Source organism: Pontimicrobium sp. SW4, from assembly GCF_039954625.1.
Taxonomy (GTDB): domain Bacteria; phylum Bacteroidota; class Bacteroidia; order Flavobacteriales; family Flavobacteriaceae; genus Pontimicrobium.
In genome coordinates, this window is record NZ_CP157199.1 from 1019401 (window position 1) to 1044645 (window position 25245).

Genomic DNA, 25245 nt, shown 5'->3' on the forward strand with positions numbered 1-25245 from the left:
AAAAAGAAACGATTTTAAAGTTTAAGTGATGAAAAAAGGTATACATCCAGAAAATTATAGATTAGTAGCGTTTAAAGATATGTCTAATGACGATGTGTTTTTAACCAAATCTACTGCAGATACTAACGAAACAATAGAGGTTGATGGTGTTGAATATCCATTAGTAAAAATGGAAATTTCAAGAACGTCGCATCCTTATTATACAGGTAAGTCTAAATTAGTTGATACTGCTGGACGTATTGATAAATTTAAAAACAAATACGCGAAATTTAAGAAGTAATTTCAGCCAAAATATAATAATAAAAGCCTTCAGAATTTTCTAGAAGGCTTTTTAGTTTTATACAATTAAGTTATTTTTGATAAACTATTAATATAAGTAGTTGTTAGAGACAAAACTTCTAACTTCTAACTTCTAACTTCTAACTTCTAACTTCTAACTTTCATGAACTATATTCTTTTTGATGGTCCTTCTAGAAATAAATTACTGCCATTTACCTATACACGACCAGTTGCAGACATAAGAGTAGGGATTTTAACCATTCGTGAAAAATGGGAAAAATATCTAGGTTATACTACTTCTACTGTTACTGAGGAATATTTAACTGAAAAATTTCCGATGGTAGAACTAGAAGAAAATATCATGATAAATGCGTCTTACTTACCTAATGGAGAGCTTGTAGAACTAATTAAGTCGTTAACAGAAAAGCAAGCCATTTTTAAAGACGAAGATGTTATTGCATTTTTTACTAAAGAAAATCAAGACGAGGTCAATTTTGATGAATACGAGGCTATTGAGTTTGAAAGAGAGATTTTATGTATAGAAAATACTTGGGATATTTTTTCAAAAAATGGAGAAGCAATCCAAAATGATTTTAAACTATTAACCAATGATCGAAAATCACAACCTGTACCAAAAAGTAATAATTTAATTGAGGCTAGCAATATTTTTATTGAAGAAGGAGCAAAATTAGAATTTACAACACTTAACGCAAGTTTTGGCCCAATTTATATTGGCAAAAATGCAGAAATCATGGAAGGGAGTATTATTAGAGGTCCTTTTGCATTATGTGAACAGGCAACTGTTAAACTAGGTGCTAAAATTTATGGGCCTACAACAGTTGGACCACATAGTAAAGTAGGAGGAGAAGTTAATAACTCAGTACTTTTCGGGTATTCTAATAAAGGACATGATGGTTTTTTAGGAAATTCTGTTTTAGGTGAGTGGTGTAATTTAGGAGCAGATACTAACAACTCAAATCTTAAAAATAATTATGCTGAGGTAAGACTTTGGGATTATGAAACCGAAGGCTTTGCCAGAACAGGATTACAGTTTTGTGGATTGATGATGGGAGACCATAGTAAATGTGGTATTAATACCATGTTTAATACAGGAACTGTTGTTGGGGTAAGTGCTAATATTTTTGGAAGTGGCTTTCCGCGTAATTTTGTTCCAAGCTTTAGTTGGGGAGGTAATAGTGGTTTTACTACATACTTAACAAAAAAAGCATTTGAGGTTGCTAAAGTTGTAATGAGTAGAAAGAATGTAGAGTTTACAGAAAAAGATGCGACTATTTTAGAACATGTGTTTGAAATAACAAAAGAATATAGACCTTCATAATCTCCAATATATTTAATTAAATAGTTTATATTAGCCTTATTAAGGTTGTAGTTACTACTTGTTTATTTACTAACGCCTTATCGGATTGCCTAAAGAATTTTTTCTAATTCCCAATTAGTTTTTGTTCTCTATTATTGTTTAAGAAAAGAATTACTAACTAAACCATTTAATTATGAAAAAATCACTTCCTTTTGTATTAACTTTTGTCATCTTGTTTCAAAGCTGTAGAATTTATAATTCTAAGACATCAACAAAAGAAGATGCAATTCTATCTGAAAATAGGGTTAAAGTCAAATCTACTACTAATGTAAGTTATAGGTTTGAAAAATTATTTGAAGAGGAAACCCAATTATATGGTATTGCTAAGAGACAATCTAGTAAATCTAAGCAAGTTTATAACGATAATATTGTTAATGAAAACAAATTGGATAAAAATGTAAAAATTCTACTTACTGATGATTTGGTTAACGAAATCCATCTATATAGCAAAAGTAAATCAAATATTGTTGGAATATTAGGTATAGGGTATATTGGAGTATTACTTATAGTGGGTGCAGGTGCGATTTTATTTGTGGTTGCCTTGGGAGGTGGTTTATAAAACAAATTATTGGATAGTTCGATTAAGAATTATTTTTTTATAACTCTTTTTAACTTCAATAAGTTAATAGGGTTAATACCCAAACCACTTACTTCTTTTCTAGTGAAGCGGACAACTTCATCATAAAACATATTTACTACAGGTGTCTTATCCATAACTAAAGAATCCATTTTCGCATATAAAAGCTCACGCTTTTTTGTATTGGTTTCAGTAAATGCTTGTTCATACCATTCATCAAATTGATCATTTTTAAAATACGTATAATTTGGACCATTGGGTGCAAAATTCTTACTATAATATAGTGATAAATAGTTTTCGGCATCAGGATAATCGGCAATCCAACTTGCTCTAAACATATCTAATTTCCCGTTGGCTTTTGCTTCTTTAAGTGTAGAAGGAGGAATTACATCCACATTAACCATGAGTCCGTGTTTTTGTAATTCACGTTGTATATATTCGCAAAAACTTAAATAATTGCTTGTGGTTGTAATTGTAATTTCGGGATTTTCATTACCAGTTTCGTTGATGTATTGTGCAACTAAAGATTTTGCTTTTTCAGGTTGGTAATTAAATCCTGCTTTACCGTTAAAACCAGGTAAGCCTTTTGGAATAAAACCACCATTAGCAGGAATACCAATACCATTGCGTAAATAGGTCATCATTTTTTGTCTGTCAAAGCCATAGTTAACAGCTTTTCTTAACAAATCTGATTGTATTTCGGGAACATTGGAATTCATATAAAACGCTAAATATTCTGTGTTCAAATATGGCCCACGAATCATGTTTACATCATTAGTATAAAACTCACGCATTTCACCCTTTGCAGTTAATATTTCGTCCTTATAGGATGCGTCCAATCCAGAGATAAAGTCAATATTCCCTTGAGCAAACTGTAAAAATTCACTTTGTTTGTCAGGTAAAAAGGTAATCGCGATTGCTTCTAAATATGGTAATGAGTTTCCTTGAGCATCTTTTTCAAAATAATTATGGTTCTTTCTAAAAACCAATTTTAAATTTTCTTCCCAACGTTTAAATTTAAAAGGCCCTGTACCAATCGGATTAGACCTAAAATCGCTACCATAATGTTCTACAATTTCTTTTGGAACTACAGAGCAATACTTTATGGTTAATAACCCTAAAAACGCTGGAAAAGGCTGATTTAATTGAATATTAAAAGTACTGTCATTAACAGCTTTAAAATTTTCTACCTTTCCTAAAACCCAACTTCCTGGAGAAGCTACTTGTGTGTCTTTTAATCGATTAAAACTGTATTCAAAATCCTCAGCAGTAACAGTTCTAGTAGAATCACTTCCAAATAAATGATGCTTATGAAAATAGACATCATCTCTCAATGTAAATACATAAGACAAAGCATCTTGAGAAATACGCCATGTTTTAGCAATACTTGGCTGAACGTTCAAGCTATCGTCCATTTGGACCAAACCATTGAATAGTTGATTTGCAGCCCAAATATCTGATAAATCTTTTGCAAAAGCAGGATCTAAAGAGCCGATATTTTTGTGTTCATTGTATCTAAATACTTGAGAATCGTTAGTAGATTTATTTTTGGATGTGCAAGAGCAAAAAACAATAGAAATACAAAAAAACCATTTATATGCTTTAAAGAATTTTGAGGTGAGGGCAATTGGTTTTATCATTTGGCTTATAAATTGTAAATTTGCACGCTACAAAAATTTGTCATTCTTGCGTAGGCAGGAAACTCATTGTTGTGTAAATATAAATTTTAAAAGATCCTGAAACAAATTCAGGATGACAAAATATGGAACGAAAAAAAGTCGCATTTTACACATTGGGTTGTAAACTTAACTTCTCTGAAACTTCTACTATTGCCAGAAGTTTTAAAAGTGAAGGATTTGACCGTGTAGATTTTAACGAAGCTGCGGATATTTATGTAATTAATACATGCTCTGTTACCGAAAATGCTGATAAACGTTTTAAAACTATTGTAAAGCAAGCACAAAAAGTAAATTCCGAAGCATTTGTGGCAGCAATTGGGTGTTATGCTCAGCTAAAACCAGAAGCTTTAGCAGACGTAAATGGTGTAGATTTAGTTCTTGGGGCTACTGAGAAATTCAAAATCACCGATTATTTAAACGATTTAACCAAAAACGACTTTGGTGAAGTACATTCATGTGAAATTGAAGATGCAGATTTCTATGTTGGAAGTTATTCTATTGGTGATCGTACTCGGGCATTTTTAAAAGTGCAAGATGGATGCGATTATAAGTGTACTTATTGTACAATTCCTTTAGCAAGAGGAATTTCTAGAAGCGATACTTTAGCAAATGTCTTAAATAATGCCAAAGAAATTTCGGAGCAAAACATTAAGGAAATTGTTCTTACTGGAGTTAATATTGGTGACTATGGTAAAGGTGAATTTGGAAACAAAAAGCATGAACACACCTTTTATGAGTTAGTCCAAGCATTGGATGAAGTAGAAGGTATAGAGCGTTTACGAATTTCGTCTATAGAACCTAATTTACTTAAAAATGAAACTATAGATTTTGTTTCAAAGAGTAAGGCTTTTGTACCTCATTTTCATATTCCATTGCAAAGTGGTAGTAACGATTTACTTAAATTAATGCGGCGTCGTTATTTATGTGAGCTGTATGTAGATCGTGTAAATAAGATAAAAGAGGTGATGCCACATGCATGTATTGGAGTAGACATTATTGTTGGGTTTCCTGGCGAAACTGACAAGCGTTTTTTAGAAACCTATAATTTTTTAGCAGAATTAGATATTTCTTACTTACATGTATTTACCTATTCTGAAAGAGATAATACTTTAGCTGCTGAAATGGAAGATGTAGTACCCAAAAATGTACGTTCTAAACGTAGTAAAATGCTAAGAGGCTTGTCGGTTAAAAAGCGTCGTGCTTTTTATGAAAGTCAATTAAAAAGTAAAAGAATTGTTTTGTTCGAAAGCGAGAATAAAGAAGGCTATATTCATGGATTTACCGAAAACTATGTAAAAGTAAAAACGCCTTGGAACCCTGAATTTGTCAATACACTTCACGAAGTAGAACTTTCTGAAATAGATGATGATGGATTGGTTCGTTTTGAATTTCTAAAAGAATATGCATAAAAAACCGAAACTTTTGTTTCGGTCTCGGTCTTCAATTAAATTCTTACGCCAACAGGAAGCATACTTTTGTAGCGTCTGTTTCTACGGATAAACTTTGCAATTGGAGGGCTCGTTGGCACCACACTAATGTTTCTGTCTTGAATATTTTCCATTACAAGTTTTAAAAAATCTTCAACAAATACCTCGTCCGTAACACATTCAGGAACAACAAGTTTTGTTAAAAAAATCTTTCGATCTTGAAGGGAATATTCAATAGTTGCTAAATTACCTTCAACTTCAAGTTGAAATTGTCTTAAAAAGGCATTGTCAATAAGTTCAGCTGCATCTATCATAATTAGTCTGTTTATTCAATGGAGAAAGAACTATTTTATATAGTTTTGTCACGCAAAGGTACTAAAAAAATCATTACAAACCTTATAAACAGGGACTTAATTACTTATGAACAAAGAGCTAATACATGTTTACTTTATGCCAGGAATGGCAGCTAATCCTTCAATTTTCGAATATATAGAACTGCCAGAGGACATATTTAAGCTGCATTTTCTAGAATGGATTATCCCAGAACCTTATGAAACCATTGAGCTATACGCCAAACGTATGTCAAGTAGAGTGGAACATAAAAATGCTGTGTTGGTAGGTGTATCATTTGGTGGTGTATTGGTTCAGGAAATGAGTAAATTTCTTAAACTTAAAAAACTCATTATAGTTTCTAGTGTTAAAACTAAGCATGAACTACCTAAAAGAATGAAGCTAGCAAGAGTTACTAAAGCCTATAAATTGTTGCCAACTCAGTTTGTGGGTAATTTTGAATCGTTTGCAAAATATGCATTTGGAGAAACCATAAAAAAGCGTGTTAAGTTGTATAGAAAATATTTATCTGTAAGTGATAAAACCTATCTAGATTGGGCACTCCAAAATATGGTGTGTTGGGAGCGAGATGAGGTTATATCAAATATAATTCATATTCATGGTGATAAAGATCCAGTATTTCCTATTAAAAACATTTCCGATTGTATCACAGTAAAAGGAGGCACTCATGTTATGATTATTAATAAATATAAATGGTTTAATAAACACCTTCCAGAATTGATTCTTAGTTAAAATCTATTACTATTTCAGTTTTTTCCTTTATTTTTAGTGCATAATAAACTTTTTAAAATGATAAAGACAATAAAAAATATTTTTGCATGTCTTGGATTATTAAGTTTATCTGGACTGTTGATTTTTGCAGTTCAAGATGCTCCAAGTGATGAAAATTTAGAAAAGAAAATTATTAACGATTATAATGTTTACGCATTAAACGTTCCAGAAAATTTGGATTTTGCCGGAGAAGACTTGCCTTTAAGTAATCCTGATATTTTAGAACGCATGGATCGTGAATTATTGGTAAACACCTATTGGCAATCTAATGCTCTGTTAATGTTTAAAAGAGCAAACAAGTATTTTCCTATCATAGAACCAATTCTTGAAAAACATGGTATACCGAACGATTTTAAGTATTTGGCAGTCATAGAAAGTGGATTAACAAATGCTGTGTCCCCTGCTGGAGCAAGAGGAGTATGGCAAATAATGAAAGCTACAGGAAGAGAAAATGGTTTGGAAATTAATGACAATGTAGATGAACGTTATAACCTTGAAAAATCAACAGAGGTTGCTTGTAAGTATTTACTCGAAGCCAAAGAACGTTTTGGTAGCTGGACATTAGCTGCAGCTTCTTATAATGCTGGAAAAGCTGGAGTAGCTAGACGTTTAAAAGAGCAAAACGTATCTGATTATTACGATTTATTGCTTGGAGAAGAAACAGGACGTTATATGTTTAGAATTGTGGCTTTAAAAGAGATATTGAATCATCCAGATAAGTATGGTTTCAATTTTAGACATAAAGATTTGTACAAACCTATTCCAACTTATAGAGTTGCTGTAGACACAGCTGTGACAGATTTTGTAAAATTTTCAGAGAAGTACGGAATTAATTATAAAATATTAAAATTACATAATCCTTGGTTACGTGAGCCACATCTTAATAATAAATCTCGAAAAAAATATTTTATAGAAATTCCAGAAAAAGGACATTATTCAGTACCTTAGTAATTGAAATTTTAAAACAAAAAAAGCACTGATTAAATCAGTGCTTTTTTTGTTAGTTATCGTCTGCTTTTTCTATTCTGTCTTGAAGATGTTGGACTTCCATAATGTTGATTTGGTATGGATGCTTTTTTCATTTGCTGTTTCATCATTTTTATTTGATCAGCTAACATATTACGCTTATCAAGTTTTTGAGCTTCACTCAAAAGTTTTTGAGCTTCTTGCTTACGACGTTTGCTAAATGCTATTCCTGCCAAGTTTAATTTAGCCATTGCCATATCATGATCCATGGATAACCCTAAAGCAACTGCATTTTTAAAATACTTCTCAGCTTCATTCATATTAGTTTGCGAGACCATAATACCATTTAAATAATTATAATATCCCTGCTGCTTTTTAGTTAATGCAGAATTTGGATGCTTAATTTTATCTAGCCATTTTTTTGCACCATCAAAATCTTGTTTCCTTAATTTTAAAAAAGCTAATAGAATAAATTCATTTTTAAAATAAAGAAAAACAAAAATTGAAGAGAGTAACACATACATAATTCCGTTACCAATAAAGCCTTCAGCGAATTGGTATATTGCATATGCAAAGATTAAAAGGGCAAGAATTAACTTGATAATTTTATTGTACATTTTACTTGTTTAAATTTAAGATTGCAAAGGTAGTAAAAACAATTAAAAATATTTTTAATTTTAGGCTTGTCAAATAAAAAAGGCTTTGTATATTTGCACCCAGTTTTGAGAGAGCTCTCAACTTATAAAAAGAATATTTAGTTTATAAAAATATAAGATAATGCCAAAAAGAACGTTTCAACCATCGAAGAGAAAGAGAAAAAACAAGCATGGTTTTAGAGAAAGAATGGCTTCTGCTAATGGTAGAAAAGTCCTTGCACGTAGAAGAGCAAAGGGAAGAAAGAAGTTATCTGTGTCTTCTGAATTAAAGCATAAAAAATAATGATTAACAATTGTTAATATATTAAAGGTGTTACTGGTCGTAACGCCTTTTTTTATATCCTGTGGTTAAGTATTTTTGAAAAATTTTTAAATAAATAATAGTATAAATAATGCCGAAAAGAAAAGATTTAAACTCCATTTTAATTATAGGTTCAGGACCAATTATTATAGGTCAAGCTTGTGAATTTGATTATTCAGGAACTCAAGCACTTCGTTCTCTTCGAGAGGATGGAATAGAAACTATTTTAATAAATTCTAATCCAGCTACAATCATGACAGACCCTTCAATGGCTGATCATGTCTATTTGTTGCCTTTGAACACGAAATCTATTATTAAAATCCTTAAAGAACATCCCCAAATTGATGCTGTATTACCAACTATGGGAGGACAAACGGCATTAAATCTTTGTATTGAAGCTGATGAAAAAGGGATTTGGGAAGATTTTGGTGTTGTAATTATTGGAGTAGATATAGATGCTATAAACATTACAGAAGATAGAGAGCAATTTAGAGAGTTGATGCTTAAAATAGGAATTCCTATGGCACCTCAAGCTACTGCTACATCATATTTAAAAGGAAAAGAAATAGCCCAAGAGTATGGATTTCCTTTAGTTATTAGAGCTTCATTTACACTTGGAGGTGCTGGCGCATCTATAGTTTATAAAGAAGAAGACTTTGACGAATTGTTAACTCGCGGATTAGAAATTTCTCCAATCCATGAAGTGATGATAGATAAGGCGCTTATTGGCTGGAAAGAATATGAACTTGAATTATTGCGTGATGCTAACGATAATGTGGTAATTATCTGTTCTATAGAAAATATGGATCCAATGGGGATTCATACAGGAGATTCTATAACTGTGGCTCCAGCAATGACATTGAGTGATAGAACATATCAAAGAATGCGTGATATGGCAATTCACATGATGCGAAGTATTGGTGATTTTGCTGGAGGATGTAATGTGCAATTTGCTGTAAGCCCTGACGATAAAGAAGATATTATTGCTATCGAAATTAACCCTCGTGTATCTCGTTCGTCTGCGTTAGCAAGTAAAGCCACCGGTTATCCCATAGCTAAGATTGCAGCAAAACTAGCTATTGGTTATCATTTAGATGAACTTCAAAATCAAATTACTAAATCAACTTCAGCCTTATTTGAACCAACCTTAGACTATGTTATTGTAAAAATACCACGTTGGAATTTTGATAAATTTGAAGGAAGTGATAGAACTTTAGGACTTCAAATGAAGTCTGTTGGAGAAGTAATGGGAATTGGACGCTCGTTTCAAGAAGCTCTCCATAAAGCAACTCAATCATTAGAAATTAAAAGAAATGGACTTGGTGCAGATGGTAAGGGTTATAAAGATTATGACCAAATTATAAGTAAACTAAAATTTGCAAGTTGGGATCGTGTATTTGTGATTTATGACGCTATTCAAATGGGAATTCCATTAAGTAGAATACATGAAATTACTAAAATAGATATGTGGTTTTTAAAGCAATATGAAGAGCTATATTTTCTTGAAAAAGAAATTTCAACATTCACTATAGATACGATAGAACGTGAGTTGTTACTTGAAGCTAAGCAGAAAGGTTATGGTGATAGACAAATAGCACACATGTTAGGTTGTTTAGAGAGTCAAGTTTATAACAAACGTGATGAAATGAATATTAATCGTGTGTATAAATTAGTGGATACTTGTGCTGCTGAATTTGAGGCCAAAACCCCATATTATTACTCAACTTTTGAAGGCGAAGTAGAAACTGCTGATGGTAAAAGATATTCAGACAATGAAAGTATTGTTACAGACAAGAAAAAAATTGTAGTTCTTGGATCTGGACCAAATAGAATTGGACAAGGTATTGAGTTTGATTATTGCTGTGTTCATGGGGTGTTAGCTGCTGCTGAGTGTGGCTACGAAACGATTATGATTAACTGTAATCCTGAAACTGTTTCAACAGATTTTGATACAGCAGATAAGTTATACTTTGAACCAGTATTTTGGGAGCATATTTACGATATAATTAGACATGAAAAACCAGAAGGTGTCATTGTTCAATTAGGAGGTCAAACAGCATTGAAGCTTGCCGAAAAACTTGATCGTTACGGTATAAAAATACTAGGAACAAGCTATCAAGCCTTAGATTTAGCTGAAGATAGAGGTCATTTTTCAAGCTTATTAAAGAAGTTGGATATTCCTTATCCTAAGTTTGATATAGCTACAACTGCAGATGAAGCAGCAGCAATAGCTGATGTGTTAGATTTCCCAATTTTGGTTAGACCATCTTATGTATTAGGTGGACAAGGAATGAAAATTGTTATTAATAAAGAGGAATTAGAAGAACATGTTGTTGGATTGTTAAGAATGATGCCTGGAAATCAACTGCTTTTAGATCACTATTTGGAAGGAGCAATTGAAGCAGAAGCAGATGCTATATGTGATGGCGAAAATGTTTACATTATTGGAATTATGGAACATATTGAACCTTGTGGAATCCATTCTGGTGATAGTAATGCAACACTACCTCCTTTTAATCTAGGAGATTTGGTAATGCAACAAATAAAAGACCATACTAAAAAAATTGCATTAGCATTGAATACAGTCGGTTTAATCAATATTCAATTTGCTATAAAAGACGATATGGTATACATAATTGAAGCCAATCCTAGAGCTTCTAGAACAGTTCCTTTTATTGCAAAAGCCTATGGAGAGCCTTATGTAAATTACGCTACTAAGGTCATGTTAGGGAAAAAGAAGGTAACCGATTTCGATTTCAAACCGCATTTGGAAGGTTATGCTATTAAACAACCTGTATTTTCATTTAATAAGTTTCCTAATGTTAATAAACAACTTGGACCAGAAATGAAGAGTACAGGAGAGAGTATTTTATTTATTGATAGTTTAAAAGATGATGAGTTTTATGACTTGTATTCGAGACGTAAAATGTATTTAAGTAAGTAAATACATCATTTTGCCGAATTTATTAATGCTAATTAACTGAAATTATTATTTTTACGCTTATATAAATCTCGAGTTTACTATGAAACAAAAATTACTTTACTTATTCTTTTCATTGTTAATATCTGCTTCAGTTAGTGGGCAAGTTACCGCTGGTCAAATTGATGATTTTGAGGATACTACCACACAAGGTTGGAGAATTGGAGGTGCAGGTGGTGCATCTGGACCAACAAATGTTGCAACTGGGGGGCCTGGAGGGACTAGTTACCTTCAATATGTTTCAACAGGAACGGGAACAGTTGCGAGTAAGATGATTATTATTAACACTGACCAATGGATTGGAAATTATACAGGTCAAGGAATAAAAGCAATTAGATTTCATGTAAAGGTAGAAACTAATGATTTGAATTTAAGAGTTGCCTTTAATGGAGATGGAGGAAGAATATCATCTACTAATCCGTTGTTTATTGCTGCTGGATCAGGATGGCAATTAGTAGAAATACCTGTAGAAGTAGGAGACTTTTCGCTAGTGAGTGGTGGTAGCAATGTAGCTGCTACTTTATTAAATGTATATGAAGTTAGATTGTTAAGTAGTCCAACACCTGCTTGGCAGGGAGAAACAATAGCTTCTACTTTGTCTTTAGATAATATTACAGCTAAAACTTCATTTTTAAGTACAAAAGATAATAAATTGGTAAATGCTTTTTCAATTTCTCCAAACCCTGGAAGAAACAGATTGAACTTAAAACTATCAAAACTAAATAGTAATGCTACTATTGAAGTTTTTGATGTATTAGGAAAAAGGATATATGCAAATAGAGTTAATACAATCACTAAAACGGTAGATGCATCGCAATGGAATAACGGTGTTTATTTGGTGAGATTAACAACCGACTCTGGTACACAAACTAAGCGTTTTGTAAAACAATAAGCTTTAAATCTATAAATTTTATTTTAGTATTAATAACAGTAAGAATTATTAAGAGTGATATAATTTAATTGCTATTGATCAATAACTTGATTATTTGAAATTAAGAATGAATATTAAGACCCCATTTATAATATGTTGCTTGTTTGCTTCTAGCTATATTTTTTGTCAACAAAGTATTTTTGATGCAGCACGATCTGGAACTGTAGAAGATATTAAGCATTTAATGAGTATTAATGCAGATACTATTAATAGCATTGAAAAATCTGGTTATTCTCCTCTGGTTTTAGCATGTTATAGTGGAAATGATGATGTTGCTGAATTTTTGGCTAAAAATGTTTATGATATTAATGGAGATAGTGATCACGGAACCCCGCTAATGGCTGCTGTATATAAAAACCGTGATAATTTAGTCGAAATGCTTTTGAATTTAAATGCAAACCCTAACAAAGCTGACCCAAATGGAACAACAGCTTTGCATTATGCCGTTATAATGAGAAATGAAAAAATTATTGATTTATTAATTAAAGCAAAATCTGATTTATCACTTAAGGATAATAGAAATTTAACAGCAAAGGATTATGCTTTAATGACTAAAAAAAAAGCTATAATAGAATTATTTAATTAAAGAAAGCATCATGAAAAAAACTACTATTGCTCTATTAGGAGTATTTTTATTAATAACATTAAATTCTTCTTCTCAGACGATTACTACTGGAACTTTTGATTTGTCTAATACGACCGGTTTAGAATTCTCAGTAAAGATAGATGTTAGTAGTAATTTAGTTACATTAACTTTAGTTGGTCCTGCGGATAGATGGCTTGGTCTAGGTTTTGGTCCTCAAGCTGGTACTCCTGAATATGGTATGGTAAATGGCAATGATGTTGTATTGGTAACAACAAATGGTACTGTACTTAGTGATAGATATTTTGGACTTCCTGGAGATCCGCCCGGAGATGATGGGAGAGGGATTATACCTGCTGTAGATGCTATACAGAATTGGACTATAATATCAAATACAACAGAAACTCATTCAAACCCAACCGAGCCTGATGTTAGAACTCTTGTTGCTACTCGATTGCTAGATACTGGAGAAGTTCATGATTATGTTTTTAGTACTTCGGATACCTCAGTGGATCTGGTTTGGGCAAGAAGCAGTGGATCTACATTTGACTTGGGATGGCATTTCCCAGCTAATAGAGGAATCACAATGGCGGCTTTCCATACATTAGGATTAAATGAATATAAAGTTAATACTTTTTCGATTTCTCCAAACCCTGGAAGAGATAAGTTGAATTTAAGACTAGAAAAGTTAAATAATGCTATAGTTACTGTAGAGGTTTTTGACGTATTAGGTAAAAAAATATATGTAGATAAAATGGAAAAAAATAATAAGTCTGTAAATGTGTCACAATGGAATAACGGTGTATACCTAGTGAGATTAACAACTGAAACTAGTACGCAAACTAAACGTTTTGTAAAGCAATAATTTACCAAAAAATAATAAAAAGACTATTGGTTTCACCAATGGCTTTTTTATAGATTATACTTTTTCTAAGAATCTTAAAATCAAATAACTAAATTATTTTCATTATCTTTAAGAAAAAGAAATATGAAAATAAAACTACTTATTTTAACTTGTTTATGTGCATCAAGTGTAATAGCACAAACAACACATGATCTTATTTGGGAGCGGTTTTTTCAAAGTCCTGATTCAGATTTGACTATTGATATTGGAGATACAGTAAGATGGACTTGGACTGATGCTTTCTCCCATACAGTTCAGAATTCAGTAGGAAGTTCTGTTGAAAATTTTAATAGTGGTACGCTTACTGGTTTAGGTCAAACCTTTTCTTATACATTTACGGTGGAAGGTGTAAATGATTATTTTTGCGGTATTCATGGTGCAGGAAATATGTCAGGGACTATTACTGTTGTAAACAACCTTGGATTGGAAGATTTAGAAAAAAATAGCTTTTCAATTTCTCCAAACCCTGGAAGAGATAAATTGAACTTAAAATTATCGAGCCTTGATAATAGTGCAGCTGTTGAGGTTTTTGATGTATTAGGAAAAAGAATATACACAAATAGAGTTAATATAATCACTAAGACAATTGATGTGTCGAAATGGAATAACGGTGTTTATTTGGTAAGATTGACAACCGATTCAGGTACACAAACTAAACGTTTTGTAAAGCAATAACTTACTAAAAAATAAATATAAAAAAACCATCAGTTTTTAACGGGTGGTTTTTTATATGAGTAATTTAAATAGTAGTCCTACAGCAATTGCAATTCCAAAGCTAATAAGTGTGCCAATTAGTATGTATTCTGTCAATTTTCGATGCTTAGATTCTTTCAAATCACCAAATCTAAAAACAGATTTCGCAGTAATTAAAAATCCAACAGCTTCCCAATGATCAAAAATGATAAATATAAAAACTAAGATACGTTCCAGTATACCAATGTATTTTCCTGCATCTTTTAGAGATTCATTGTTTTCAGTAAGTTTTGAGATGTTCCATTTTGAAAAAATAGTTTTCATTATTATGGAAGTTGGTAGAGTAAGAAACAATAAACAAACTAGTAATAGGAGGTTGTTTTCGGTTAATAATTGTTCAATAGAAAACGAATTATCAGTAAACACATAGTAGACAATTATAATTACTAAAAGATGTGATATTTGATCTATAAAGAACCAAAGTCGTTTTGTTTTTTTCTTTTGAATAATCAGTTTAATAGCGTCTATAATAAGATGTGAAAAGCCAACAACTAGAATTATTGGCCAAAGTGATATATCCCAAAGTATCAAAAATAACAATGCAAAGTGTATAGCTATATGAAGATATAATTTTGGAGATTTCAGTTTCTTCTTTTCCTTTTCTTTAACCCAATGTATAGGTTGAAGAAAAAAATCTCCAATAATATGCGCTAATAAAAGCTTAATAAGTAGTATCATAATTGACTTATTTTATGTCTGTACATTTTGTCTAGTTCTAATATATGTTCTAAACCAGCACGTTTTTGACGTTTGCTAATTGCGTCTTGTTTTGTTCCTATAATAGCTGCAAGTTCATGTTGTAAAGCATCAGGATTTTCTATGCTTAGTTTTACTATCTCTGCTGAATTTACCGTCCAACTATCCATAAAAGTCAAAGCTAATTTAAAATAAAGATTTAGCTCTTCGTCTATTTTATTATTTATCGTTTTAATACGTAAATTTTGCTTGTCTTTCTTTAGGTTTTCTAAGGTTTCTCCTGAAAATACAAAAGCTTCTCCGTTTGATTCGCTTACCTTTTTACCTTGGTATGTTTTATCACCAATACCTATTGCAAGCCTTACGTCTAAATTCTTAATCATTTTTATACAAGCTTTTATATATATAGCGTCTATAAAACTATTATTTGGATTGGTTATTTCTATTTGAAAGCTATCGCCACGATAAATCTCCCATTTATTTGATTTGGACTCTAGCATACTTAATGCACCTTTTAAAGAGTTTAACCAAATATTTGGATTAACGTGTTTTGTTGAACGTATAATATCTCCTGTAATTACACTTGTCATAACATTCCTTATTTATGGAATAAACAAATATATGCCTTATTTATGGAATAAACAAATATATTCCTTTTTAAAGGAATAAGTTAAAATGTTTTTTTGTTGAGAAATAGGCTTAAAAAAAGCTACTTTATGAAAAAAAACTTACTTTTAAGTAAGAAAAAAGAATGATTATTCTTCTTCATCTTGTGCACGATTCAAAAGCTCTTGATTGATATACTTATTGGATGAAACACCAAGTTTCCTCATTTTTTCAACTTTAGTTATTAGATTTCCTTTTCCTGTTAACTTCTTCATTGTATCATTGTAAGACCCTTTAACTGTATTTAGTTGCTTTCCTACTTTTAACAAATCATTTGTTAAATTCACAAATTGATCATAAAGCCTACTGGCTAATCTTGCAATTTCAATAACATTTCTTTTTTGATCTTCTTGTTTCCAAATTGAAGCGACTGTACTTAAGGTCGCTAATAATGTAGAAGTGGACACCAATACAACATTCTTGTCAAGTGCCTCAAGGTATAATTTATTATTTTCATTTAGAGCAATTAATAATGCATTTTCAATTGGAACAAACATTAAAACATAATCAGGAGTGTTTATTTCATAAAGGGCAGAGTATTTTTTCTCTCCTAAATCTCGGATATGTTTTTTTATACTATCAATATGCTTTTTTAAACTATCAGATTTAACAATCTCATCTTCAGAATTATAATAGGCTTCATAAGCAGTTAGAGAAACTTTGGAATCAATAACTAAATGTCTATTATCTGGTAAATTAATTATGAAATCAGGTTTTTTTAATCTTCCATCTTCATCTCTAAAACCTCCTTGGGTAGTAAAATGTATACCTTTTTTTAATCGAGATTTTTCCAACAAAACCTCCAGTTGGGTTTCACCCCAATCACCTTGTGTCTTACTGTCACCTTTTAAGGCCCTTGTAAGGTTTATCGCTTCTTTACTCATTTGATTATTTAGTTCTTTCAATCCAATAATCTGTTGCCTTAAAGCAGCATGATAATCAATACTTTCTTTATGGGTTTTATCTACTTTATCTTCAAAAGTTTTTATTTTATCTTGTAAAGGATTAAGAAGTTCTTTTATATTTTTTTCATTTTGAATTGTAAATTTTTCTGATTTCTTTTCAAGAATATTATTCGCTAACAACTCAAAATCTTTTCTAAGTTGCTCTTGCTGTTTAGCAAGTTCTTCATCTCGTTTTAAATTTTGTTGCTGGAGATTTTCGTATTCGGTATTTTTTCTAGTTAATTCAGAATTTAAAAACTCTTTTTCTCGTCTTATCTCTTCTCGTTCGTTTTCAATTTTACCCAAGTTTAGCTTCAGTTCCTCAATAGTTGAACTCATTTGGTTTTGACGTTCTTCTAAAGTGCTTTTCTCTCCTTTGCTTTTTAATTTAGTTATTAGCATGCCAATATAGGCTCCAATTGCAGCTGAAAAAAGTATTGAAATAATTAAGAGGAGGCTGTCGTTCATTTAAAATAGAAGTTTAACCAAAGATACTTCTTTTACTTAAAAAGTGAAAAATGTAACAAAAAGATATATCTAATTTTTTAAAACTTTCATGTCGCTTATAATACGCTCAATCTCTTGATTATTTGTACCATCATAAATACCACGTATTTGTTTTTTCTTATCAACTAATATAAAGTTTGGAGTATGTATAAAATCTTGTAAGCCTCCATCACCTTGCTCTACAACAGCAAAGTAACTTTTACGAGCTAATTCATAAATATGTTTTTTAGAGCCAGTAGTGATATTCCACTTACTATCTATAACGCCTTTATTTGTTGCATACTCACGCAACACAGAAATAGTGTCTATATCTGGTGTAACTGATAATGATAATAACATTACGTCGCTATCATTTAAAAATTCTTCTTGAATCTTATTCATGTTATTTGTCATTATTGGACAAATGGTTCCACAACGTGTAAAAAAGAAGTCGGTTACATAAATTTTATCTTCATAATCTTTTTGGGTAATAGTATCGCCATTTTGGTTAACAAGTTCAAAATTTAATACAGTATGATTCTCACTCTTATTTTGTAAGCTTTTATCAACTAACTCAGGGTTAAAATTGGCTGGATTATATACTGGTAATTCTCTATTTTTTATTTGATTACATGAAACAAAATTTAACCAAATAAGGGATAAAATGAATATACGTTCTTTACTAATCTTCATGGGGTGTTACAATTAGGAGGCTAGTTTCTCAATAAAAGCTTTAGCTTCTTCTATTTCTGGTCTATCGTTTGTTGAATTTTTCGTTAATTCTATAAGCTGATTAAAATAGAGTGTTGCCTTGTCATAATCATCAGATTGCTTTGCTGCTATAGCTGCCCCATAAATACCATTAAATCGATAAGGATGCGCTTTTAAATTTTCTTCATAAGCTATCAATGCTTCTTCATATCTGTCTAATTCTAAAAGCATGTCTCCCAATAGTTCTATTGCTGGCAATACATCACCTGGAGTAATAGGATGTTTACTTGTTTTCCTTTCTATTTCTACGGCTTCTTTCATTAGCGCAAGACCATCTTCTTTTTCATTCATTTTAAAGTTCATCCATGCTTGTGATGTTTTAATTTGAATTTCAACTTGTTTAATTTGAATCGATTTTGAACGATCATTTTGAGCTATTAAATCTTGATGAAGTTTTTTTAGTATGTCTATTTCTTGTGTTGCTATTTCAAAATTACTGGTATGAGAAGCTCCTACTGCTCTTGCAAAATGAAGTATTGCTTTTTGCCATGGAAATTCTGTCCAATTTAAATCTATTTCTTGCAATTCTAATTGCAAAGCTTTTTCCCAATTTCTATTTTCAAGGGTTAGTCTTGCTGGAATTGCAGTCAATGGATATATAGCTGCAGTTATATTAGTAGGATAAAATGATTTTAGATCTTTAATTTGGTTGTATTGTTGTTCGGCGCTTATGTTATCGCCTTTTTGAATGTAAGCATAAACCAAATAGTCAGTTGCATGTAACTCTTCAAAATATGCGCCACTTAGTGCAGCAGCCTCAGTATAACACCTAGAACTACTTGCAGATAGTAAGTTAGATTCTATGGATTCTTCCCATATGCCTAGTCTAGTAAAAATATGTGATGGCATATGCTGTGCATGAGAGGATGACGGTGCTATTTTTGCATACCGACGTGCAGTTTCTAAAGCTTTAGGAGCCAAAACGGGATTATCATAATTATGAATAATATAATGTGCAATCCCTGGATGGTTTGGATTTTCAGCAAATAAACCCTCTAGTATTTTTCCTGCTTTTCTTTCATTTTCATATTCTTTTCCAACTCTATCTCTTGTAGAGTATAAAGCTAAAGTATAAAAAATGGCAGCTTCTACATCGTCGGGATATTTTTTATAGATGTTTTCCATTTCTTTTTCAAACCTTAAAGCTCTAGTTTTATGATCTACAGTTTCCCAATTTGTGTAAAAAGCATCAATTGCATTTATATAATCTCTTTGCTTGTTATCCATAGATAGCTCTTTTGCTATGGTAAGTATTTTTGAAGCCTTAATTAGTTCTTTTTCTGTTGGAGGAAACCATGCAGCATGATAAATACTCATTGCAACACCCCAATATGCCATTGGGCAATTTGGATCTGCATCAATAACTCTAACAAAAGCCTTTTCTGCTTCCGCATATTGAAAAGAGTGTAATAAAGCTATTGCCATATCAAAATCTTCACGAGTATCATAGCTACAAGACAATGAGAATTTTAGTTCTCCAAATTGTCCATCTCCGCACAATAACAGTTCACCTCTTAACAAATCAATAGAGGCTAATGCAGGGTTTGGTTTTGGTGATTCTTCTTTACAAGCAGTAAAAGAAATTAAAAAAATAAAGCTAACTAGCTTTAGGATAGTTTTTTGCGATTTCATTAGAAGTATATTTAATTTATAAATTAATAGCTTCTAATAAGTGCGATTAGTTTTAAAAGCTTGATTTTCAAGAAATAAATATAGTGATTTATTCTTTGAAAAAGAACGATGTAGATTAAATCTATTGTTTATTAACTCGGAAACTTCTAGTGGTTTTATCAAAAGTAATAAAATCCTTAGGAAACAATGTTTCAAAAGTTTCTCTTTCTATAAGTTTACTTGGAGTGTCTGAAACTACAGTATTTTCAGTCATCACAATAAGTTTATCACATAATTGAATGGCTAAATCTATTTCGTGTGATGAAAATAAAATGGTTTTATTAGTGTCTTTAGCTAATTTTTGTAGTAATCTTAAAATATAGGCTTTATGGTACATATCTAAATGAGTTGTTGGTTCATCTAGAATAATCAAATTGGTATCTTGTGCTAAAGCACGAGCAATCATAACTTTTTGTAGTTGCCCATCGCTTAATTCATAGCATTTTTTATGCTTAATATCATTTAAGTTAGTTTCTGCTAGAGCCTTATTGACGATATTAATATCAGTATAGGTAAGGTTACCTACCCAATTTGTGTAAGGTTGACGACCAAGAGCAACTAATTCAAAAACGGATAAGTTTTTTGATATCACAGATTCGGTTAAAACCAAACTCAACGCTTTAGCAAGTTCTAGGTTATTATACTGTTCTAATGGCTTGTTGTTGATTAGTATTGTACCATTTAATGACGATTGTACATTAGTAAGTGTTCGCAATAGTGTGGACTTTCCAATACCATTAGCTCCAACCAATCCAATTAGTTCACCAGAATGCAATTCGATATTAATATTGGAAGCAATAGCAGTTTTTTCTTTCTTGGTTTGATAACCAATAGAAAGGTTGTGGGTTTTGAGGATGGTATGTTTATTTTCTTTATGCATATTAAAATACCATTTTTCGTTTCCTTACGAGTAACCAAATTACCACAGGCGCACCAATTATAGAGGTTATAGCATTAATTGGTAGCATATAATCGCTTGTTGGTAATTGCGCAATACTATCACAAATTAGTAATACAATAGCTCCAAATAGTATAACTGCTGGAATTAAAACTTTATGATTAGAAGTATTAAATACTTGTCGTGTTATATGCGGAATTGCTAAACCAATAAATGCAATAGGACCAGCAAATGCTGTTATGGTTCCAGCTAAAAGGCTTGTGGCAACTATAATTAACAAACGACTTTGTTTTATGTTCAACCCTAAACTTTTAGCATAGTTTTCACCTAATAGTAAGGTGTTTAGTGCTTTTATGGAAGCAATACTTAAAACAATACCAATAAAACAGACGCTAAATAATACTAAAACTTCGTTCCAGCTAAGACTTCCTAAGCTTCCAAACCCCCAAAATATATATTGCTGTAATTGTTCAGCTGAGGCAAAATATGATAAGACACTCACTACAGCAGCTGTAATACTTGCAAACATTAAACCTATTATTAAAATTGCCATCGTGTCTCTTACTTTAGAAGACACAAGTATTACTGCTAGTAATACTAAAAAACTTCCCAAACTTGAAGCAATGACTAAACTCCATTTAGAAGCTAATAGTATAGCCATCGAGCCGCCAAAAAATGAGCTTCCCATAACTACTAAAGCAACTCCTAAACTTGCACCAGAGCTAATCCCTAAAACAAATGGTCCAGCTAGAGGATTTCTGAATAATGTTTGCATTAATAGGCCTGAAATGCCTAAGCCAGAACCAACCAAAATAGCTGTAAATGCTTTTGGTAGTCTATAATTTTGAATAATATAATTATCTGAAACACCAATAAAGCTATTAAAAATACCCTTAAAAGGAATTGATACCGAACCCAAGCTAATATTCATAAAAAAGCACAGTAGCAATACACTACTAAGTATGATGAATGAAAGCTTGTATGTTTTTTGGGTATGCAATTATTTTAATGGTTTGAAAAAGTAAGGCTGATAGTTTGGAAGTAAATTTGGATGACAAATTTTAATAATATCCTTTAATACTAAATCTGGTCTAGCGGTACCTAATTCGTAATATAGAACACCACCACTTTCACCTGTGGTATTAGCAAATGAATATACTTGCTTATTTTTAAAAGCAGAAAATTTAGCATAATGTTGACTAGCCTTTTCTAGGTCACTTAAACTTCTATAATATGATGGACTTAACCAAATCTGAGCATTATATCCTTTTTCGAATACACTTTCAAAGCTTAAGGCTAAACTTCCTTTTTGGTCAGTGTCACTCCAAAGATAATTGACGTTGGCATCTTTTAAAAATTGTGCTTCAGGACTTGTACCACTTGGTAAATACCAAACATCTTTATGTAAAGCACCACTTAAAACAGTAGGTCTATTTGTTGCAGACTTAGCTAAAGTTTTAGCTTCTAAATAATCAGCTTCAATTTTAATAAAAATGGCTTCAGCTTCTTTTTCTTTGTTGAATAAGGTTCCAAAAAACTTAATCCATTCAGCTTTTGCAAGTGCAGATGTTTCTACCCAATCGCCATTATAGATTACAGGAATACCAGATTTTTGTATAGTTTCAAAACTTTTATTTGTACCACTAACACCATAACCAATGACAACATTTGGATGAAGTTCTAATAACACTTCGGTGTTTATACCTTCATTTTTGCCCAACTCTCTAACGTTTCCCTCGTCAATACGTTGTCGCGTTTTTTCAGAAGAAATATAATCAGTTCCAGGAAACCCCATTAAAGTTTGCTCGATACCTAAGAGTTCTAATGCTGGAATATGTGTAGTCGAAGTCACTACTATACTTTCAATTGGAATTGTAATTATTCCATCATAATCCTCTTTATTAAAAGTACTAACCATAGCTTGCTCCTTTGTAAGTAATAAATAAGTGTACTTTTTATCAGACTTTGGCCAAGGGCTGTTAATTTCTAATACTTTATAATTGCTGTAATTAGTTATAGAAAACCCAGTAGCATGTTTTAGAGTTATTTTTTGCCCTGTAGTAATTGTATCTTCTTGTTTTGAGATATCATTTTTACAAGTAAAAACGAAACTTAAAATTAAGAATAAGCTTATAGATTTATAAAGGTGTTTCATAAGTAACTTTAATAACTGAATCTCTCATTTTGTATTGCAATTTTGAATATAAATTAGGACAAATGAGAGGCGATTCAAATTTAGTAATATATATAGTTGCAGGAGTTATTATTGCACATTTTTTAATTGGTTTTATTTATTTGATATATAAAATGAATAAGAAAAAATAAGTTTTTATTCATAAGTAAAAAGAATATCTATACTTTCGCAATGAATTTTGGTTCTTTTCTAATTTTTATTATTAAGGATTAAAAGGGAATCTGGTGAGATTATAATTAATCAAGTCCAGAACTGTTCCCGCAACTGTAAGCTATAAAGCTTCGTGTTAAACTTCGAGTCACTGGATTTATTCTGGGAAGACCAACATGAAGACGTAAGTCAGGAGACCTGCCAAATTCAAACAAATAAGTCAAACTTTCGGGATAGAAGTTTTGGTATGATAAATACATACTACTCTCGAGCAATTAGTAATTAAAATGAACAAAAAAACATGTGTTTTAAGTGTCTGTTGTACACTTATTTATGCTTTTGGTTTTTCACAAGAAGATGAAGTTTCCAAAACAGAACAATTAGACGAAGTCGTAGTAACCAACTCTCGTTTTGAGATTAAAAAAGAAGATTCAGGTAAAGTCATTACAAAAATCACACAAAAAGAGTTAGAAGAACTACAAGGTAAAAGCATTGCAGAGATTATTAACAATACTGTTGGCATTGAAATTAATGGAACAAAAAGTAATGCTGGACAAAATTTAAGCTATTTTGTACGAGGTGGTAGAAATAGGCAAGTTTTAATCCTAATAGATGGAATTGCCCTTTCGGATGCATCGCAAATAGCTAACGATTACGATTTACGATTACTTAATGCTAATCAAGTTGAAAGTATTGAAGTTTTAAAAGGAGCTTCCAGCACTTTATATGGCTCTGGAGCTGCTACTGCAGTGATTAATATTAAGCTAAAAGTAGCTACAAAAAAATCTATATCTGCAAATTTCAGAAGTGTGTTAGGGAGTAATCAATCGCAAAACGATAATAATTATCACCTAGAGAATTTTCAAAATAGTGTTTCAATAAATGGAACTGTAAATAAATTAAATTATTTAGCAAGTTTTGGTAACCAGTTTACAGATGGCTTGTCTGCTATAAAATTAGGCTCTGAAAAGGATGCTTTTAATGCAATTAATGGACATCTAAAACTAGGTTATAAGTTTTCTAATGCTTTTAACTTTAGTATGTATGGAAGTTTTGATAAATACAAAGCCGATTTTGATGATGGTTTCATGTTTCAAGATGCAGATAATATGATTAAAACGAATCAACATAGAATTGGCATGTCATCAAACTATGAATATAAAAACGGAAGCATAATAGTTAATGCAGCTACAAATGATATTGAACGCGATGTTACATCCAATTATCCAAATATATACAAAGCAAAAAGCTACATGATAGATGTATATAATAAATACAATTTCAATGATACGTTTTATACTGTGCTTGGTGTAAACTATCAAGATAATAATATGGAAAGTTTTGAAGTCCCTTTTGGAAGCACAAGTTTAGAGCAATCAATAAGCCCTAATGATGCAGTATTTACTATTGTAGACCCTTATGTGAATGTTGTTTATACATCAAACTTCGGTTTGAATATTAATTCTGGATTGCGATTTAATAACCATAGTGAGTATGGGTCGCATTTAGTATACAGTATCAACCCTTCATTTAAGGAGGATGTTACTTTTGGTTATATAAAAGGGTTAGTAAGTTATAGTACTGCTTATATTACACCTTCGTTATACCAACTTTTTGAACCTACGTACGGAAACATTAATTTAAAGCCTGAAGAAAACACTACTTTAGAAATAGGAGCAGAGTTAGGTATAACCAATAAAGTCACTACTAGTATCGTATATTTTAATAGAAAAGAAACTAATTTTATTGATTTTGTGGATCTAGGAAACTGGGTGTTTCAGTATAAGAATGCAGATGAATCATTTACAGCAAGTGGTATAGAACTTATAGCCGATTATAAAATTTCGAGTAAAGTATCTATTAAAACAAACGCAACATATACTAAAGTTGAAGATGATTTAAACTTGCGTATTCCTGAAATTAAGGTAAATGCTAAGTTAAACTATCAAGTAAACGACCATTTTTTTATGAGTGCATCTTACCAGTTTAATGATGATAGAAATGATACTTTTTATAATAATGTAACCTTTGTGAATGAAGACGTTACTTTAAAAAGCTACAGTTTATTAGATTTTTACGCAAGTCATAAACTAATTAATAATAAAGTGACCTTGTTTACTAATGTTATAAATATTTTAAATTCTGATTATGAAGAACTTTATGGATATTCAACTAAAGGGCGGAATATAACCTTTGGATTCAATTTAAGTTTTTAACTCATAAAGAGGTTGTC

General features: G+C 31.3%; 24 protein-coding genes and 1 riboswitch. Of the genes, 13 read left to right on the forward strand and 11 right to left on the reverse strand.

Annotated features, from left to right (window positions below; genetic code table 11):
- Window positions 1-28: 28 nt before the first annotated feature.
- The 3 genes from ABGB03_RS04850 to ABGB03_RS04860 all read left to right on the forward strand — a co-directional run bounded on the left by ABGB03_RS04850 (window position 29) and on the right by ABGB03_RS04860 (window position 2216).
- Complete coding sequence (locus ABGB03_RS04850; protein WP_347925314.1) at window positions 29-280, forward strand: type B 50S ribosomal protein L31; 252 nt, start codon at window positions 29-31, stop codon at window positions 278-280.
- Between the two features lie 162 nt (window positions 281-442).
- Complete coding sequence (locus ABGB03_RS04855) at window positions 443-1618, forward strand: GlmU family protein (RefSeq protein ID WP_347925316.1); 1176 nt, start codon at window positions 443-445, stop codon at window positions 1616-1618.
- Window positions 1619-1790: 172 nt separating this feature from the next.
- Entirely contained in the window at window positions 1791-2216 is a 426-nt protein-coding gene (locus ABGB03_RS04860; RefSeq protein ID WP_347925317.1) for a hypothetical protein, read from the forward strand.
- Window positions 2217-2245: 29 nt separating this feature from the next.
- On the opposite strand, the gene ABGB03_RS04865 is transcribed toward ABGB03_RS04860, so the two are convergent.
- Window positions 2246-3874 (reverse strand): ABC transporter substrate-binding protein, encoded by a 1629-nt coding sequence (locus ABGB03_RS04865; RefSeq protein ID WP_347925319.1) that lies wholly within the window; start codon window positions 3872-3874, stop codon window positions 2246-2248.
- Window positions 3875-3996: 122 nt separating this feature from the next.
- On the opposite strand from ABGB03_RS04865, the gene mtaB reads away from it, so the two are divergent.
- Window positions 3997-5322, forward strand: a complete 1326-nt coding sequence (gene mtaB / locus ABGB03_RS04870) for a tRNA (N(6)-L-threonylcarbamoyladenosine(37)-C(2))-methylthiotransferase MtaB (RefSeq protein ID WP_347925321.1) — start codon at window positions 3997-3999, stop codon at window positions 5320-5322.
- A 35-nt stretch (window positions 5323-5357) separates the two neighbouring features.
- Here the strand turns inward: mtaB and ABGB03_RS04875 are convergent, their stop codons facing one another.
- Window positions 5358-5654 carry an N-acetyltransferase gene (locus tag ABGB03_RS04875; RefSeq protein ID WP_347925322.1) on the reverse strand — a complete coding sequence of 99 codons (297 nt, stop codon included), beginning with the start codon at window positions 5652-5654 and terminating at the stop codon, window positions 5358-5360.
- A gap of 106 nt (window positions 5655-5760) precedes the next feature.
- On the opposite strand from ABGB03_RS04875, the gene ABGB03_RS04880 reads away from it, so the two are divergent.
- Together ABGB03_RS04880 and ABGB03_RS04885 are read left to right on the forward strand one after the other, a co-directional pair.
- Window positions 5761-6423 carry an alpha/beta hydrolase gene (locus tag ABGB03_RS04880; RefSeq protein WP_347925324.1) on the forward strand — a complete coding sequence of 221 codons (663 nt, stop codon included), beginning with the start codon at window positions 5761-5763 and terminating at the stop codon, window positions 6421-6423.
- A gap of 60 nt (window positions 6424-6483) precedes the next feature.
- A complete protein-coding gene (locus ABGB03_RS04885; RefSeq protein WP_347926380.1) occupies window positions 6484-7410 on the forward strand; it encodes a lytic transglycosylase domain-containing protein in 927 nt (308 codons plus the stop codon).
- A 56-nt stretch (window positions 7411-7466) separates the two neighbouring features.
- On the opposite strand, the gene ABGB03_RS04890 is transcribed toward ABGB03_RS04885, so the two are convergent.
- Entirely contained in the window at window positions 7467-8045 is a 579-nt protein-coding gene (locus ABGB03_RS04890) for a DUF2892 domain-containing protein (RefSeq protein WP_347925325.1), read from the reverse strand.
- A 160-nt stretch (window positions 8046-8205) separates the two neighbouring features.
- Between ABGB03_RS04890 and rpmH the strand changes: the two genes are divergently transcribed.
- The 6 genes from rpmH to ABGB03_RS04920 all read left to right on the forward strand — a co-directional run bounded on the left by rpmH (window position 8206) and on the right by ABGB03_RS04920 (window position 14458).
- The gene (rpmH, locus tag ABGB03_RS04895; RefSeq protein WP_167610921.1) at window positions 8206-8367 is read left to right on the forward strand and encodes a 50S ribosomal protein L34; all 162 of its coding nucleotides are present in this window, start codon (window positions 8206-8208) and stop codon (window positions 8365-8367) included.
- A 109-nt stretch (window positions 8368-8476) separates the two neighbouring features.
- Window positions 8477-11329 (forward strand): carbamoyl-phosphate synthase large subunit, encoded by a 2853-nt coding sequence (carB, locus tag ABGB03_RS04900; protein ID WP_347925328.1) that lies wholly within the window; start codon window positions 8477-8479, stop codon window positions 11327-11329.
- A 79-nt stretch (window positions 11330-11408) separates the two neighbouring features.
- A complete protein-coding gene (locus tag ABGB03_RS04905) occupies window positions 11409-12257 on the forward strand; it encodes a T9SS type A sorting domain-containing protein (RefSeq protein ID WP_347925330.1) in 849 nt (282 codons plus the stop codon).
- Window positions 12258-12363: 106 nt separating this feature from the next.
- Window positions 12364-12882, forward strand: a complete 519-nt coding sequence (locus tag ABGB03_RS04910; RefSeq protein ID WP_347925331.1) for an ankyrin repeat domain-containing protein — start codon at window positions 12364-12366, stop codon at window positions 12880-12882.
- A gap of 10 nt (window positions 12883-12892) precedes the next feature.
- Window positions 12893-13744: a T9SS type A sorting domain-containing protein gene (locus ABGB03_RS04915; RefSeq protein ID WP_347925333.1), complete on the forward strand. Its 852-nt coding sequence runs from the start codon at window positions 12893-12895 to the stop codon at window positions 13742-13744.
- Window positions 13745-13867: 123 nt separating this feature from the next.
- Window positions 13868-14458 (forward strand): T9SS type A sorting domain-containing protein, encoded by a 591-nt coding sequence (locus tag ABGB03_RS04920; protein WP_347925335.1) that lies wholly within the window; start codon window positions 13868-13870, stop codon window positions 14456-14458.
- 51 nt (window positions 14459-14509) lie between these two features.
- Here ABGB03_RS04920 and ABGB03_RS04925 read toward each other — a convergent pair whose 3' ends face one another.
- The 8 genes from ABGB03_RS04925 to ABGB03_RS04960 form a co-directional block, all read right to left on the reverse strand.
- On the reverse strand, window positions 14510-15214 hold the full coding sequence (locus ABGB03_RS04925; protein WP_347925337.1) for a DUF3307 domain-containing protein: 705 nt from the start codon (window positions 15212-15214) through the stop codon (window positions 14510-14512).
- Entirely contained in the window at window positions 15211-15822 is a 612-nt protein-coding gene (locus ABGB03_RS04930) for a transcriptional regulator (RefSeq protein ID WP_347925339.1), read from the reverse strand. The genes ABGB03_RS04925 and ABGB03_RS04930 overlap by 4 nt, the downstream gene beginning before the upstream one ends.
- Window positions 15823-15987: 165 nt before the next feature.
- Window positions 15988-17310 carry a DNA recombination protein RmuC gene (gene rmuC, locus ABGB03_RS04935; protein ID WP_347925340.1) on the reverse strand — a complete coding sequence of 441 codons (1323 nt, stop codon included), beginning with the start codon at window positions 17308-17310 and terminating at the stop codon, window positions 15988-15990.
- A 69-nt stretch (window positions 17311-17379) separates the two neighbouring features.
- A complete protein-coding gene (locus ABGB03_RS04940) occupies window positions 17380-18021 on the reverse strand; it encodes an SCO family protein (RefSeq protein WP_347925342.1) in 642 nt (213 codons plus the stop codon).
- A 12-nt stretch (window positions 18022-18033) separates the two neighbouring features.
- Complete coding sequence (locus ABGB03_RS04945; RefSeq protein ID WP_347925343.1) at window positions 18034-19731, reverse strand: hypothetical protein; 1698 nt, start codon at window positions 19729-19731, stop codon at window positions 18034-18036.
- A gap of 121 nt (window positions 19732-19852) precedes the next feature.
- Complete coding sequence (locus ABGB03_RS04950; RefSeq protein WP_347925344.1) at window positions 19853-20650, reverse strand: ABC transporter ATP-binding protein; 798 nt, start codon at window positions 20648-20650, stop codon at window positions 19853-19855.
- Between the two features lies 1 nt (window position 20651).
- On the reverse strand, window positions 20652-21668 hold the full coding sequence (locus tag ABGB03_RS04955) for an iron ABC transporter permease (RefSeq protein ID WP_347925345.1): 1017 nt from the start codon (window positions 21666-21668) through the stop codon (window positions 20652-20654).
- Entirely contained in the window at window positions 21669-22823 is a 1155-nt protein-coding gene (locus ABGB03_RS04960) for an ABC transporter substrate-binding protein (RefSeq protein ID WP_347925347.1), read from the reverse strand.
- Window positions 22824-23024: 201 nt separating this feature from the next.
- Window positions 23025-23233, forward strand: a riboswitch (cobalamin riboswitch).
- A gap of 66 nt (window positions 23234-23299) precedes the next feature.
- Between ABGB03_RS04960 and ABGB03_RS04965 the strand changes: the two genes are divergently transcribed.
- Window positions 23300-25228: a TonB-dependent receptor plug domain-containing protein gene (locus tag ABGB03_RS04965; protein ID WP_347925349.1), complete on the forward strand. Its 1929-nt coding sequence runs from the start codon at window positions 23300-23302 to the stop codon at window positions 25226-25228.
- Window positions 25229-25245: the final 17 nt, after the last annotated feature.